This is a genomic window from Agrobacterium sp. ES01 (genome assembly GCF_050320885.1).
Classification (GTDB): domain Bacteria; phylum Pseudomonadota; class Alphaproteobacteria; order Rhizobiales; family Rhizobiaceae; genus Allorhizobium.
In genome coordinates, this window is sequence record NZ_JBNQTH010000001.1 from 1,026,880 (window position 1) to 1,040,932 (window position 14,053).

At 58.8% G+C, this 14,053-nt stretch carries 13 protein-coding genes; 1 reads left to right on the forward strand and 12 read right to left on the reverse strand.

Features of this window, described 5'->3' with window-relative positions; translation table 11 throughout:
* Positions 1-13 precede the first annotated feature (13 nt).
* From ACQQ2Q_RS05075 to ACQQ2Q_RS05090, 4 genes are all read right to left on the reverse strand, one after another.
* Positions 14-1,669, reverse strand: coding sequence for an alpha-glucosidase family protein (locus ACQQ2Q_RS05075; protein ID WP_428185929.1), 1,656 nt, complete (start codon positions 1,667-1,669; stop codon positions 14-16).
* Between the two features lie 31 nt (positions 1,670-1,700).
* The gene (locus tag ACQQ2Q_RS05080) at positions 1,701-2,864 is read right to left on the reverse strand and encodes a carbohydrate ABC transporter permease (RefSeq protein WP_428185930.1); all 1,164 of its coding nucleotides are present in this window, start codon (positions 2,862-2,864) and stop codon (positions 1,701-1,703) included.
* Positions 2,865-2,878: 14 nt separating this feature from the next.
* Positions 2,879-4,114 (reverse strand): carbohydrate ABC transporter permease, encoded by a 1,236-nt coding sequence (locus ACQQ2Q_RS05085; RefSeq protein ID WP_428185931.1) that lies wholly within the window; start codon positions 4,112-4,114, stop codon positions 2,879-2,881.
* A 108-nt stretch (positions 4,115-4,222) separates the two neighbouring features.
* Positions 4,223-5,578 (reverse strand): ABC transporter substrate-binding protein, encoded by a 1,356-nt coding sequence (locus ACQQ2Q_RS05090; RefSeq protein ID WP_428185932.1) that lies wholly within the window; start codon positions 5,576-5,578, stop codon positions 4,223-4,225.
* A gap of 303 nt (positions 5,579-5,881) precedes the next feature.
* On the opposite strand from ACQQ2Q_RS05090, the gene ACQQ2Q_RS05095 reads away from it, so the two are divergent.
* Entirely contained in the window at positions 5,882-6,907 is a 1,026-nt protein-coding gene (locus ACQQ2Q_RS05095) for a LacI family DNA-binding transcriptional regulator (protein WP_428185933.1), read from the forward strand.
* A gap of 18 nt (positions 6,908-6,925) precedes the next feature.
* On the opposite strand, the gene folD is transcribed toward ACQQ2Q_RS05095, so the two are convergent.
* The 8 genes from folD to flhA form a co-directional block, all read right to left on the reverse strand.
* Complete coding sequence (gene folD / locus ACQQ2Q_RS05100; protein WP_428185934.1) at positions 6,926-7,825, reverse strand: bifunctional methylenetetrahydrofolate dehydrogenase/methenyltetrahydrofolate cyclohydrolase FolD; 900 nt, start codon at positions 7,823-7,825, stop codon at positions 6,926-6,928.
* A gap of 245 nt (positions 7,826-8,070) precedes the next feature.
* Positions 8,071-8,850 (reverse strand): WecB/TagA/CpsF family glycosyltransferase, encoded by a 780-nt coding sequence (locus tag ACQQ2Q_RS05105; protein WP_428185935.1) that lies wholly within the window; start codon positions 8,848-8,850, stop codon positions 8,071-8,073.
* Positions 8,851-9,216: 366 nt separating this feature from the next.
* Complete coding sequence (locus tag ACQQ2Q_RS05110; protein ID WP_428185936.1) at positions 9,217-9,753, reverse strand: hypothetical protein; 537 nt, start codon at positions 9,751-9,753, stop codon at positions 9,217-9,219.
* The gene (locus ACQQ2Q_RS05115; RefSeq protein ID WP_428185937.1) at positions 9,753-10,118 is read right to left on the reverse strand and encodes a hypothetical protein; all 366 of its coding nucleotides are present in this window, start codon (positions 10,116-10,118) and stop codon (positions 9,753-9,755) included. The genes ACQQ2Q_RS05110 and ACQQ2Q_RS05115 overlap by 1 nt, the downstream gene beginning before the upstream one ends.
* A gap of 18 nt (positions 10,119-10,136) precedes the next feature.
* Complete coding sequence (locus tag ACQQ2Q_RS05120; protein WP_428185938.1) at positions 10,137-10,691, reverse strand: rod-binding protein; 555 nt, start codon at positions 10,689-10,691, stop codon at positions 10,137-10,139.
* A gap of 31 nt (positions 10,692-10,722) precedes the next feature.
* Positions 10,723-11,136 carry a hypothetical protein gene (locus tag ACQQ2Q_RS05125; RefSeq protein WP_428185939.1) on the reverse strand — a complete coding sequence of 138 codons (414 nt, stop codon included), beginning with the start codon at positions 11,134-11,136 and terminating at the stop codon, positions 10,723-10,725.
* A gap of 30 nt (positions 11,137-11,166) precedes the next feature.
* The gene (gene fliR / locus ACQQ2Q_RS05130; protein ID WP_428185940.1) at positions 11,167-11,916 is read right to left on the reverse strand and encodes a flagellar biosynthetic protein FliR; all 750 of its coding nucleotides are present in this window, start codon (positions 11,914-11,916) and stop codon (positions 11,167-11,169) included.
* Positions 11,913-14,000 carry a flagellar biosynthesis protein FlhA gene (flhA, locus tag ACQQ2Q_RS05135; RefSeq protein ID WP_428185941.1) on the reverse strand — a complete coding sequence of 696 codons (2,088 nt, stop codon included), beginning with the start codon at positions 13,998-14,000 and terminating at the stop codon, positions 11,913-11,915. The genes fliR and flhA overlap by 4 nt, the downstream gene beginning before the upstream one ends.
* Between the last annotated feature and the right edge of the window lie 53 nt (positions 14,001-14,053).

Here is a 14,053-nt window from a genome sequence, read left to right on the forward strand (position 1 = left end):
GTCTTCCTCCCTCTCAGGCGTGGCGCGCGAAATAGGCGCTCCAGGCCGGAAGCTTGATCTTGTTGTTCTCTTGTTTCGCAGTAAATCCGTGACCGGAAAGCGCTGACCAGTCGCCGTCCGGAATATCGGCAGATGTCTCCTCTGCCGACATGTTGAACATGCAAAGCACGGTCTCGTTGCCGAGCGTGCGGGTGTAGCTCAACACATGGCCCTGAACGGGCATGAAGGCGATGGTGCCCTTGGCGAAGGCTGGATGTGCGCGGCGGAATGCGAGGAAACGACGATAATGTTCGAGCACCGACGCGTCCTTGCCGTGCTGGGTATCGACAGCCTTCAACACATGCTCGACCGGTATCGGCAACCAGGGCTTCTCGGCGGTGGAGAAGCCGGCATCGACCGCGCGGCTATCCCAGACCATGGGCGTGCGGCAACCGTCGCGACCCTTGAATTCCGGCCAGAACTGGATGCCATAGGGGTCCTGCAGATCCTCGAAGGCGATCTCTGCTTCGGTGAGCCCCAGTTCCTCGCCCTGATAGATGCAGACGGAACCGCGCTGGGTCATCAAAATGGCCGAGAGCAGCTTGGCAAAGGCGTCGCGGTCAACGACATCCTGCCCCCAGCGGCTGACATGGCGCACGACGTCGTGGTTGGAAAAGGCCCAGCAGGCCCAGCCTTCCGGGGCCGCTTCAGAGAATTCGCGATCGACATCGACGACACGCTGCGGCGTCAGCGGTTCGGGCGCCAGGAATTCGAAGGCGTAGCACATGTGCATCTTGTCATCGCCGGAGGTGTATTCCCCGACGATCTCAAGGCCACGCTGGCTGTCCCCGACTTCACCGACGGCAGCGATGGCGGGAAACTCTTCCAGCACGGCGCGGAAGCGCTTGAGGAAGGCGATATTCTCCGGCCGGTTCTTGTCGTAGATGTGTTCCTGGAAGTTATAGGGGTTCACCGCCGGTGCCGTGGAGGCATTGCGGCGCTCCGGGGCCAGAGCCGGATTGTCGCGCAATTGCTTGTCGTGGAAGTAGAAGTTGATGGTGTCGAGACGGAAACCGTCGACCCCGCGCTGCAGCCAGAAGCGCACAGAGTCCAGCAGGGCGTCCTGAACCTCGGGATTGTGGAGGTTGAGGTCGGGCTGGGAGGTCAGGAAGTTGTGCAGGTAATACTGCATGCGGGTCGCATCCCAGTGCCAGCCGGAACCGCCGAAGATCGACAGCCAGTTGTTGGGCGGCGTGCCGTCGGGCTTGCAATCGGCCCAGACATACCAGTCAGCCTTGGCGTTGTTATGGCTTGAGCGGCTTTCGACAAACCAGGGATGCTGGTCCGAGGTGTGCGACATGACCAGATCGATCATGATCTTGATGCCCAGCCGGTGGGCCTCGGCAATGAGCATATCGAAATCGGACAGAGCGCCGAACATGGGATCGACATCGCAATAATCGGAGACGTCGTAGCCGAAGTCCTTCATCGGCGAGGTGAAGAAGGGCGAGATCCAGATTGCATCGGCACCAAGCTCGGCAATATGCGGAAGGCGGGCGGTGATGCCCTTGAGGTCGCCGATGCCGTCGCCGTTGCTGTCCTGATAGGAGCGCGGATAGATCTGGTAGATGACCGCGCCACGCCACCAATCCTTATCGACGGCACCAACGGTTGGGGAAACTGCATTCATTCTCTAAAATCCTAGTCTGTTCAGTTTGCCATCAGCCACCCTTGACCGAGCCGGCCAGAAGACCGCGGACAAGATAGCGCTGCATGGCGAAGAAGACGGCGAGTGGAACGGCCATGGAAACAAAGGCGGCCGTGGCCAGAATTTCCCAGTTGCCGCCGCGCGTTCCCAAAAGCTCGACAATCTGGTTCGTCATCACCGTCGTGTCGCCGGTCGCATCGATGAGGAAGACCTTGGCGACAAGCAGATCGTTCCAGGTCCACAGGAACTGGAAGATGGCGAAGGATGCGAGCGCCGGAAAGGACAGGGGCAGCACGATACGGGTGAAGATCTGGAAGTCGGTTGCGCCATCGACCTTGGCACATTCGATGATGTCGCGCGGCAGACCGACCATGTAATTGCGCAGCAGATAGATGGCGAGCGGCAGGCCGAAGCCGGTATGGGCGAGCCAGACACCGAGATAGCCCTTGCCGATGCCGATCTCCAGATGAAGGCGCAGCAGCGGAATGAGCGCCAGCTGCAGCGGCACGACCAGCAGGGCGACGACCGCCGCGATCAAAAGGGCACGCCCCGGAAAGCGCATCCAGGCCAGGGCGTAGGCGGCAAACGCTGCCACGACAATGGGAATGATGGTGGCGGGAATGGTGACCGTCAGCGTGTTGAAAAAGGCCTTGGCCATGGAGTCGGTGCTGTTTCCGGAAAACAGCACATGACGATAATTGTCGAGCGTGAACTTGGGCGGAGCGGAGGCCGTCAGAAACACGCGCTCGCCGCGACTGCCCTTGAATTCGGTGCTGTTTTCCAGCCGGTAGTCGCCGTTGTCCTGAACGGTCAGACGACCGTCCTTGCCCATATCGGCGGTGTCGCCCGGATTGTATTCGGAAATCTTCAGCGAGGAGGTGCCCCAGGCCGAAATGTCGGCCTTGGCATTCTCCTTGTTGTCGACGAAGAGATTGCCTTCGATGACGAAGACATTGCCGTCCTGCTTCTGCTTGTCGGGCTCGGCTGTGCGCAGCATCATATTCTGCTGCTGGGGAAAGAGCGCGTCCCACCAGCCGCTCGAGGCGATCTGGTCGGAGGTGCGGAAGGAGGAGATAAACAGCCCGAGCGTTGGGGTCAGCCACAAAATGACCAGCACCACGACGGAGATGTGAACCGCCCAGACGAGACCGGATTTCTTTCCTGCGATCGTTGCCATGGCTTAGCCCTCCCTCATCGCATTTCCTTGCGGGCGCTGTAGACGTTCCAGACGAGGATCGGCAGCACCAGCAGCATGATGACGATGGCGGCGGCGGAGCCCACGCCCCAGTCGCCGGCAACGAACAGCTTGGAATACATGTAATTGGCCAGAACCTGCGTCTGCCACTGGCCGTTGGTCATGGCAAAGACGATGTCGAAGATCTTCAGAACGACCAGAGTGATGGTGGTCCAGACAACGACCACGGTCCCCATGATCTGCGGCACCTTGATCTTGAAGAAGATCTGGAACGGATTGGCGCCATCGATGACGGCGGCCTCGATCGTCTCTTCCGGAATGCCGCGAATGGCCGCCGACAGGATGACCATGGCAAAGCCGGTCTGGATCCAGATCAGCACGACCATGAGGAAGAAGTTGTTCCAGAACAGGATCGTCAGCCAGTTCTGCGGCTCGCCATAGGGATAGTCGACAAAGAACAAGGCGATGATGGAGCGCGCCGACAGGAAAATGAGCCACAGGCCGATGAGCGAGGCGATGGCACGAAGGCCCATCATCCAGACCGGCGTGTGCGGCTGATGCGGTCGGCGCGAGACAAGCGGCCAGATGAGATTGAAAATGGCATAGGCGACGAAGGCTGCAAAGGCGAGGAGCAGCAGCGTCGGGACCACGCGCAGCACGATGATGGAGCCAATGCCGCCATCGAAGGACAGCCACATGGCATTGAGAATGCCGATCTGGTCCTGATTGGCGGGACGGGCATCGTAGACGAGCTTGAAGATCACCGATGCGCCGACAAAGGAAATTGCCATGGGCATGAAGATGAGCGACTTGGCGATGCTGCCCCAGCGGATGCGGTCGGTCAGCTGGGCGGCCAGCAGACCGAAGGCGGTGGAGGCCGCCGGCACAATGACCAGCCAGAGCAGATTGTTGCTGACCGCTTCCCAGAACTTGGGCTCGGAGGCCATGCGGGTGTAATTGGAAAGGCCGATGAACGTGCCGTTGCGGGTCGTCAGCGACAGCCAGATGGTGGCGACAACCGGATAGGCAAGGTAAAGGCCGAGAGCGAAAATGGCGGGGAAGAGGAACAGCCAGGGCCGGATCATATTGGCGCGGTTGATATTGCGCCCGGCATGCGGGCCCTTGGCCGGAAACAGGACCTTGTCGAGAAAGACATTCGACAAATAGAAGTAGCCGAGACAACCGCCAACGCCGATGACGATGGTGATCACAGCCTGAATTGCCGGATTCATGGTGCCCTCCCGCGAGATACCGAAGTGTCGTTAGTGACGACTTATTGTCTTGTCTCCTGCCCGACCGAAAACTGTCGGGCAGGAGAAATCTGTCGAGGCTTGCAAGACTTACTTCTTGAGGCCGTCCCAGGCCTTCTGAATGGTATCGGCAACCTGTTCTGCGGACTTGCCGCCCACATAGTCGACCATACCGGTCCAGAATGCGCCGGCGCCAATGGCACCCGGCATCAGGTCGGAACCGTCAAAGCGGAAGGTGGTGGCGTTGAGCAGGATCTCGTTCATCTTGCGCACCGTCGGATCGGTAAAGACATCCGGGTTGACGCCCTTGTAAGGGGTCAGGAAGCCCTTCTGGGCCATCCAGATCTCGTGCGCGATCGGGGTTTCCAGGAACTTGATGAAGGCTTCGGCGGCCTTGCTGTCCTTGGTGATGGTGAAGGTGGTGCCGGCACCCAGGACCGGCTTGCCGAGATCCTTGTCGGCATAGGCCGGGAAGTAGAAGAAGTCGGCATCTTCACCCACGACCACATCTTCCGGGAAGAAGGCCGGAATGAAGGAGGCCTGATGGTGCATGTAGCACTGGGGCGGCGAATCGAAGAGGCCCTTGGGGCTGTCGCGGAAGTCGGTGGAGGCGACTGCGCCTGCGCCGCCGGCGACGAATTTGTCGTTCTTGGCGAACCAGCCGAAGTCATTGATCGCATTGATAACGATCGGATCGTTGAACTTCATCTCGTTGGAGACCCACTTGTCATAGTTCTCCGGCGTGGTGGTGCGCAGCATCATGTCTTCGACCCAGTCGGTGGCCGGCCAGCCGGTGGCCGCGCCCGATCCCAGACCGATGCACCAGGGCGTGCCGCCATCGGCGACGATCTTTTCGGTGAGCGCCTTCAACTCTTCCATGGACTGCGGCACTTCATAGCCGGCATCCTCGAAGTTTTCAGGCACATACCAGACGAGCGACTTGACGTCGGCCTTGAAGGGGAAACCGTAGAAGGCCTTTTCGCCATCCTTGCCGGTATAGGTGCCGAGATCGGCCCAGGACTGACCGGCGGCATAGTTTTCAACCAGCCAGTCGGATGTTTCCTTGCCAAGCGGCGTCAGGAAGCCACGCTTGGCCATGTCGGATGCCAGGCCCGGCTGCGGGAAGATGGAAATATTGGGGGCAGAACCGGCTTCGAGATCGACGACGACCTGCTGCTCGAAACTGTCAGAACCCGTGTAGCGCACGTCCGCGCCGGTCGCTTCGGCAAAATAGGCCAAGACGCTCTCGACAAGCGCCTGGTCGGGACCAAGCCACGGACCGAAGATGGTGAGCTGTTCGCCCTTCAGATCGGTCTTCTTCAGCTCTTCATAGCTGTCCCAATGAAACTTGGAATCTTCGCCGGGCTTGAACTTGAGTTCAGCCGCGCCGGCGATATTGGTCAGCAGCGCGAAAGCTGCGACGCTCATGAGTAATTTGCTTTTCATATAATGTCCCTCCCAGGATTAGACCATACTATCAGCTCGAAGACGCCTATGAAAGACAGCGAGCCAAAGCGCTTTGACCGACACAGTCATTCCGCCAATGGTTGACTGAGTCAAGAAGTTTGTCAAAGACGCGACATGACATCACCGACAGCTCAACCTTTCCAAACGCTTATTGCGGACGCATTGTTCCGGCGTACTGAAAAGCACAGTTTCGGCATTGTTTCATCGCGCCAGATTGTTCAATAATCGGTCCGCTTTGGACGTCTTGTCAGATTGCGGCGGACGGCCGGGAGGAGCAGGCAGGTGAATCTGAAAGAATTATCGCAGTTGCTGGGCTTGTCCCAGACAACGATCAGCCGTGCACTCAACGGGTATCCGGAGGTGAGTGCGGCAACGCGTGAACGCGTGGCGCAGGCTGCACGCGACACGGGCTACAGACCGAATCGGGCCGCGCAACGACTGGCGACCGGGCGTTCCGGCTCTATCGGCGTGGTGATGCCGATCGACCCCGGTCGTTACTCGGATGTGCATTTCGGCGAATTCCAGGCCGGGCTTGCCGAAGAGGCCATCAGACACGATTTTCATTTCGTCATCACGCCGGCACATCCCCATGACGAGGAGCAGGCAATCCGCTGGATGGTGTCGAGCGGGAATGTCGACGGCTATTATCTGGCCTATCTCAGAAACAACGATTCGCGCATTCCGCTGGCCCAATCGCTGGGCGTGCCCTTTATCGTCCATGGCCGTTCGACCGGGATCGAGAGCGATTTTGCCTATCTGGACGTGGATAACCAGGCTGCGTTCTACGACGCGACCAAGATGTTGCTGGATCTTGGCCACAAGCGGTTCGCGCTGCTGAACGGGCCTGAGGATCTGGACTTTGCCATCCGGCGCAAGAAAGGCATGATCGCAGCACTTGCCGAGCATGGGCTGACGATGCCGCAAAACCATATCTATCATCGAGAAATGACGGACGAAGCCGGATCACAATGCATGGCGGAACTGCTGGCCCAGGACATGCCGCCAACCGCCGTTCTCTGCTCCAGTACCGTGCTTGCGCTGGGTGCCGTGAGGGCCATCAATGTGGCAGGACTGAAGCTTGGGCGGGATATCTCGCTGATCGCCCATGACGACGTGTTGCCAACGCTCAAGCCGGAGAACTTCACCGTACCGTTGACCACCACGCGCTCGTCGCTGCGCGCCGCCGGCATCCGGATTGCGCAAAGGTTGATCGCCATGATCAATCCGGCGGAAACGGCACCGCCGGATCATGAGTTATGGAAGGCGGATCTGGTCGTTCGTGCGTCCACGGGGCCGGCACCCGACTGAGCCGTCCCCTCCCCCAAATCAGAATTTCGGCGCTGCCTTACCCGCCGCCCGGTGGGCAGCGATCACGGTATTGGCCATCAGCATGGCGATGGTCATGGGGCCGACGCCACCTGGAACCGGCGTAATGGCGCCCGCAACGGCTGCGCATTCGTCATAGGCGACATCGCCGACCAGGCGGGTCTTGCCCTCGCCCCTTTCCGGTGCGGGAATACGGTTGATGCCGACATCGATGATGGTGGCGCCGGGCTTGACCCAATCGGCCTTGACCATTTGCGGCCGGCCGACCGCTGCCACGAGAATATCGGCATTGCGGGCGAGCGCGGCGATATCGCCGGTGCGGGAATGGGCGACCGTCACGGTTGCGTTGGCGGCCAGAAGCAGCAGCGCCATCGGCTTGCCGAAGAGATTGGAACGGCCGATGACCAGGGCATTGAGGCCCGACAGATCGGCACCGTGGATGGACCTGACCAGCACCATGGAGCCCGCCGGCGTGCACGACAGAAGACCGGTGTCGAGATCGCCTGTTGCGATCTTGCCGGCATTGACGACATGCAGGCCGTCGACATCCTTTTCGGGTAGAATGGCCTGAGTGACAGCCTCGGAATCCAGATGCTTGGGCAGTGGCAACTGCACGAGAATGCCATGGATTGCGGGATCGGCATTGAGCGAGGCAACAAGGGCCATCAGCTCGTCCTGCGGCGTCTCTGCAGGCAGCGTATGCTGGACCGAATGGAAGCCGCATTCCTTGGCCATGCGCCCCTTGGAGCCGACATAGGCATGGCTTGCGGGGTCATCGCCGACGATAATGACGGCCAGACCGGACTTGACGCCGGTGGATGCCTCAAGATCCGCCGAAGCCGCCTTTACCTTCTCGATTACGGAGGCAGCCACCTGCTTGCCATCGATGATTTCGGTCATGCCTTCTCCCCGCGCGCAAATACAGTCCATAAATGGGCGTGTCCGGCCGGGGCCGGCGAGCCCGCCTCCGCTCTATGGTGACGGTCATTCAATTGCAAGAGGCAATGCATAGGCTGCCGCAGGTACGACCCCGGCTATTCCGCAGGCGGCGCTTGGCGTGTCATCGACAGCAAGGAGAGCGTTCGTGGTGGGCGGTCAGTCTGGCCGGGGCGACATTCGCCGGCTCGCGTGTGACGGGTTCACCGTCAAATTTGGCCGCTTCGCGCCTGTTTGCGATAGCGAAACACGCGCCAGAGGAAAACCGGTATGCCGACAATATAGCGACGCCACAATCGTGCCGGTTCGTTGACCAATCTGAAGGCCCATTCACAGCGCAAGCGACGCACCCACAACGGCGCGCGCGCAACATGGCCAGAGACAAAATCGAAGAGCGCTCCAACCCCCAGGACCAGCCGCGCATGCTCTGCGGTGATATTGGCGTGAATCCAGTTCTCCTGCAGTGGTGTGCCCATGCCGACGATGAGCACATCGAGCTTCAGATCCGAGAGCCTGTCGATCGTGGACGCCTGATCGGTCTTTTCGAAATAGCCATCGGATACAGGGATGAATTCATGCCAGGGCGCGTGGCGTCGAAAGCTCTCCGTCGCTGCGTCCAGAACATCCGCACGCCCGCCGATCAGGCCAATGCGCATGGGCTTTGACAGATAGGTGAGCAATGCCGGCACGAAATCGGTGCCGTTCAGGTTTGCCGTGAAGGCACGACCGTTCAGCGCGAGAGACGCGATATCCATGCCAAACCCATCCGGCAGCACCACATGCTCACGCAGGATGTCGCGATATTTCTGATCGCGATGCAGGATATTGGCATTATTGGCATTGAGAAACGATACCTGAGCCTGACCGATCGGCAGCGCGGCGAAGGTGCCGATCATCGACAGGGCACATTGCCAGCTCAGGTCGTAGACGGGTATTCCGAAAATCAAACGAGTGCTGGTAACGGGGGACGCTCTGGACAGTATATTCATGCTGCAAGCTTTCGGACGTGACCTGTACGATTTGCGCAGCAAGATGGCAGGAAGGATAACCAGACTCTGAAGTAGCATCATGCCGCTCATGCGAGAAATCGATGCTGTTGTGTAACGTCAAAACCTCAATTTCGGCTTAATTAAATATCTCTAATTTTACAGAATTGGCCATTTTGCGTGTGATATCAAACATCAACGATCAATGCCTGCCGGGCAGACCCGCTCGGATTTCCGCGCAAGAGCGATTGGCGCAGCGGGGCGGCTGCATCTGTCAGGGCGTTGCAAGAGGGGGCAAACCAGACATGAAAAAGCCGGCGCGCAATCGCGGCCGGCTGCCATTCAGATGATCGCGGGGATGAAAGCCCTTCAGTGGCCGCCGCTCGCCTTGGGCTCTTCGATCTTGACGCCTTCGACGATCGTCAAGGGCTTGCCGGCAGGGCGTTCACCCGGATTGGCGCGGATGTCATCCTTCGAGATATAGTCGAGCTGTTCGACCAGAACCTCATCGATCAACTCGTCACCCAGACGCTCGTTCAGGTCTTTCTTGATCGTATCGCGGAAGTCGCCGACATTGAAGGCCGCCGCATGGCTAATATCGATCATCTCGTTGCCGACCAGCAATGTGAACAATTCATCGGTCATCAACTCCGTCATCGGAAGATCGAGACCCTTGATCTTCTCGCCTTCCATCATGAAGGAAATGCGACCGACGAAATAGCCGTTGACCCGGCCATCGGCAATCATCGGGATCGTAATCGATTCACCTCGGACCAGCTGGAGTGCGGCCTTGCGCTTTTCCTCGTCGGTGGGTTCCGGAGGAGCCATTGCCATGTGGACCGACATGTAGACGGCGCCGAGCGAGACGATACACACCCAAACGCCGGCCAGGATAATCTTGATCATCAGGACTCACTGTAGAGAAATTGTTCCTGGGAATAGGTTCCATCCGCATCCGCGTCCTGAACCGCATTCTTGAGCAGATCCGCCACCGCGCGTACCGCATTCATATGGGCTTCGACACGCTTTGAATTGAGAGCAAGCTTTGCCTTCAAATGGTGCATCTGCTCGACATAGCCCTTGGCCAATTCGCGGGGGTCGGTATCGCGAAACAACATCGTCAGTTCGTAGAGACAACGGCTCTTGTGGGCGTTTGATACCTTGAGGTCGAATTCCGGATCACGTCCGATTCTCTGATTCTCGTCATCGACAATGCGCTCGAGACGCCCCAGAACCGTTTTGATACGATATTCGCTGGACACAAATTCCATTTCCGGCCTCACCTGGATTTAAGCTTGCTTGTCTTCGCTGGCGGAGACACCGATGGTCTGCCGCTGCAATTCGGTGACCATGCTGACAGCCATGCTGCGGTCAGTTTCGCTGGTCGATACGTTGACTGTGTCTTCATGCCGCTTCACGGCCAGCATGTCGCGATACATCTGCTCGGCAATGCCAATGCCGCCATTCTTGGACATGACCTCACCGATCTGTTCGGCCATCATGCTCTTCCAGATCTCACCCGAATTGCCCTTGCCGTAGACAGACTCCGTGTCATCCGGCATCATTTCCTTGACGAAGGTCTGGAGCACGACGGACTCAAACTGCTGGTAGACCTTGGGCATATCTTCAGGCGCTGCCTTCTGGATCTTGCCCAGACCGGCCTTTGAGGCTGCATCGTTGAGAATGCCGACAGCCGATTCGAAACCTGCACCCTTTTCCGCAAGACTTGTTGCGGCAAAGGCGGCGCGGCTGGCTTTCAGCTGCTCCTGCGCGGCCTGTGTCTCGAATGGGTTAGCTGCCCGAACTACGTCCAGAACCAGATCGCTGGGTGGTGATATGGCCACGTCTTCGTCCTCACTGATTTGTATCAGCGGACTATGTATCGTGAAGCTTGCTGGAGGCTGGTGTTGCACTCAAAAGATCGACGAGGTCATAAATGGCGTTGTCATCGCTTTCGCGCAGTTCCAAAGCGCGGGCGTCCTTCATATGCTCTTCCAGCCGGTCGCCCTTGACCCGCTCGCGCAGGGTTTGCATTTCCTGCACGCGCTGAATGCCGGCAAGCTGCTTGTCGGCATTGGTCAAGCGGTCGAAGCGATCGGCGTAATTTTGAGCAAACAGGCGATGCACCGGATCGAGCGAGCCGATTGCGTCCATGACGACATCCATCGAATGCGCCACTTCTTCGCGTTGCACGCCGGTCTGGGCGAGATCGCTTCTGGCGACCTGCTCCATATGGCGCTGGACCATGACCAGCCTCTTGAGTTTGTCGGATTTTTTCTTCGGGCCCATAAGCCTCTCCAGACATTGCCGGCTTGACGCCTAGCCAAGGAAGATCGCCGGGAAGCCCGCTGCAAATTGCCGGACCATAGCCGCGATGGAAAGATACAACAGGAACAGGCCGCCGACCAGAAGATACGGCGTCGAGATGAAGTAGATCGGAATCTGCGGCGCAAGCTTGTTGATCAGGCCGATCGAGAAGTTGAACATCAGGCCGAAGATCAGGAAGGGGCTGGCGAGGCGCAACATGATGACAAAGGTGGCTGCGACCGTGTCTGTCAGGGTGATCAGCATCTTCTGGCTATCGATCATCCCGCCGAGTGGCATGGCCGTATAAGAATCGATCAGCGCACGGAAGATCATATGATGGAAATCCATCATGAAGAGCATCAAGAGGCCGCCGAATGTGATCAGGTTGGTGATCTGGTTTTCCGGCGCATCTTCCAGAATATTGCCGGCACCCGGGGCGGAAAAACCGATCGACATGGCAAGGATGGAACCCGCGAACTGAAGCCCGAGCGTATAAAGCCGGGCAATCAGGCCATACATTGTGCCAATCAGGGTCTCGGCAATGACGAGCTGGACCACTTCAAGCCTGGAGCCCGCAACCCGCGGATAGATAACGTCCCACAACACCGGCAAAATGGCCATGGAAACGGCCAGAGCCACGAACAGCCTGATTAGCGGCGGAATCCTCGAGGTGGAAAATCCCGGCATCACCATGAAACATCCGCCGATACGACAGAAGGCCACGAATAGCGCCAGAATTGTCCCCTGAGGGTCTGAAATCATGAAATGGAGCCCAGAATCTTGATCTCGATGCCCTTGGCCAGTTCAACATGCGACAACACCGGAAGCGTTGCGAACAGGCGCTCGATAATCATGCGCACATAGGACCGCGTTTCGGGCGAAGTTACAAGCACGAATGGCAATCCGCGATCCATGAATTCACGGATAACCTTGCTCGCCTGTTCAGAGAATTCCTCGAGATTGCGCGGGTCGATATCGAATTCGACGATTTCGCCCTTGGCGTCGCGCTTGAGCGCCTGGTGGAATACGAGATCCCATTTCGGACCGAGGCGCAGAACACGCAGCACGCCGTGATCGGTCAGATCGCCGCAGAGCTGTTGGGCCATACGGACCCGGACATGCTCGACGATCTGCTCGGTCTTGCGCACATGCGGTGCAAGTTCGGCCACGGCTTCGAGAATGAGATGCAGGTTGCGGATGGAGACGCGCTCGGCCAGCAGAAGCTTGAGCACGGCCTGAAGGCCCGAATAGGACATGTGCGACGAGCAGATCTCGTCGGCCAGCTTCTTGTATTCGGGATCGAGGCGATCGATCAGCACCTTGACGTCCTTGTAGGAGAGAAGCTGCGGCAGGTTGTTGCGGATGACCTCGCTCACATGGGTGAGAACAACCGAAACGTTATCGATCGGGTGGAAGCCTTCGCGTTTCAGATCATCGACAAAGGTTTCCATGATCGAGACGGCGGGCATGCCGAAGGCGGGTTCGCGGATCTCGTCGCCCGGAATGGTTGGCTTGCGCCCCGAGCCCGTCACCACCAGCACTTCGCCGACGCGCAGCTCGTTTGACGCAACCGTGGTGCCGTGGATGCGGATCTGGTAGGATTTTTCGGGAATGCCGATATCGTCGGTGACCTTGATCTCGGGAACGACGAAACCGTATTGGCTGGCGAATTTCTTGCGCATCTTGCCAACGCGGAAGGCCAGTTCCTGGTGGGCGCCGAGCAGACGGGTCGAGACCTGCTTGCCAAGGGCCAGTTCGATTTCGGCGGTCTTGAGGACCGACTTGACGGAATCCTTCTCCGCTTCCTTGGTCTGGATGACCTTCTTTTCCTCGGCTTCGCGCTTGACCTTGTTTTCGGCTTCCACGGCACGCGGGATCCACCAGCTGCCAAAGGCCATGATGCCGCCAAGCGTGGTGAAGGGCACGAAAGGCAGGCCCGGAATGACAGCCAGAAGGAACATCAATGCGGCGGCAACCGACAGGGCGCGGGGATAGCCGCTCAGCTGATTGATAACGGCCTGATCGGTGGAGCCCGGCGTGCCGCCGCGCGAGACGAGCAGACCGGCTGCCAGCGAAACGATCAGCGCCGGAACCTGGGAGACGATACCGTCGCCGACGGACAGCTTGACGAAGACGTCAGCGGCTTCGCCGATTTCCATGCCGTGACGGAAATAGCCGATGACGATGCCGCCGAAAATGTTGATCGCCGTAATGATCAGGCCGGCGATTGCATCGCCGCGTACGAATTTGGAAGCACCGTCCATGGCACCGAAAAACGAGCTTTCCTGCTCCAGTTCCTGACGGCGACGCTGGGCTTCCTTTTCGTCGATGATGCCGGCGGACAGGTCGGCATCGATCGACATCTGCTTGCCCGGAATGGCATCGAGGGTAAAGCGTGCGCCCACTTCCGCGATACGGGTGGCGCCCTTGGTGATCACGATGAAGTTGACCGTGACCAGGATCATGAAGACGATCAGACCGATGACGAAATCGCCCGACATGACAAGGCTGGAAAAGCCCGAGATGACCCCGCCGGCTGCGGTGTGACCCTCATTGCCGTGCGACAGGATCACACGCGTCGTTGCAATATTCAGCGACAGGCGGGTCATGGTCGAGATCAGCAGGATGGTCGGGAAGGACGAGAAGTCCAGCGGACGCTGAATCCACAAGGCCACCATCAGGATCAGCACGGAAAAGGCGATCGAGAAGGACAGGCCCATATCGATCAGGAATGGCGGGATCGGCAGGAACAGAATGCACAGAATACCGACGATACCGAGCGCGAAGCCGATATCACGCCCTTTCGGACTGACCTTCGGAATGATGATTGCAGGTGTTTGCGCCATGTTATTCCCGTCTCTTCATGAGAAGGCAGACTGCGGCAACAGATGTCCGCAGT

Coding starts and splice junctions, on each gene's coding strand:
- ACQQ2Q_RS05075 (WP_428185929.1), bottom strand. CDS start 1,669: ATGAATGCAGTTTCCCCAACCGTTGGTGCCGTCGATAAGGATTGGTGG.
- ACQQ2Q_RS05080 (WP_428185930.1), bottom strand. CDS start 2,864: ATGGCAACGATCGCAGGAAAGAAATCCGGTCTCGTCTGGGCGGTTCAC.
- ACQQ2Q_RS05085 (WP_428185931.1), bottom strand. CDS start 4,114: ATGAATCCGGCAATTCAGGCTGTGATCACCATCGTCATCGGCGTTGGC.
- ACQQ2Q_RS05090 (WP_428185932.1), bottom strand. CDS start 5,578: ATGAAAAGCAAATTACTCATGAGCGTCGCAGCTTTCGCGCTGCTGACC.
- folD (WP_428185934.1), bottom strand. CDS start 7,825: ATGACCGAAATCATCGATGGCAAGCAGGTGGCTGCCTCCGTAATCGAG.
- ACQQ2Q_RS05105 (WP_428185935.1), bottom strand. CDS start 8,850: ATGAATATACTGTCCAGAGCGTCCCCCGTTACCAGCACTCGTTTGATT.
- ACQQ2Q_RS05110 (WP_428185936.1), bottom strand. CDS start 9,753: ATGATCAAGATTATCCTGGCCGGCGTTTGGGTGTGTATCGTCTCGCTC.
- ACQQ2Q_RS05115 (WP_428185937.1), bottom strand. CDS start 10,118: ATGGAATTTGTGTCCAGCGAATATCGTATCAAAACGGTTCTGGGGCGT.
- ACQQ2Q_RS05125 (WP_428185939.1), bottom strand. CDS start 11,136: ATGGGCCCGAAGAAAAAATCCGACAAACTCAAGAGGCTGGTCATGGTC.
- fliR (WP_428185940.1), bottom strand. CDS start 11,916: ATGATTTCAGACCCTCAGGGGACAATTCTGGCGCTATTCGTGGCCTTC.
- flhA (WP_428185941.1), bottom strand. CDS start 14,000: ATGGCGCAAACACCTGCAATCATCATTCCGAAGGTCAGTCCGAAAGGG.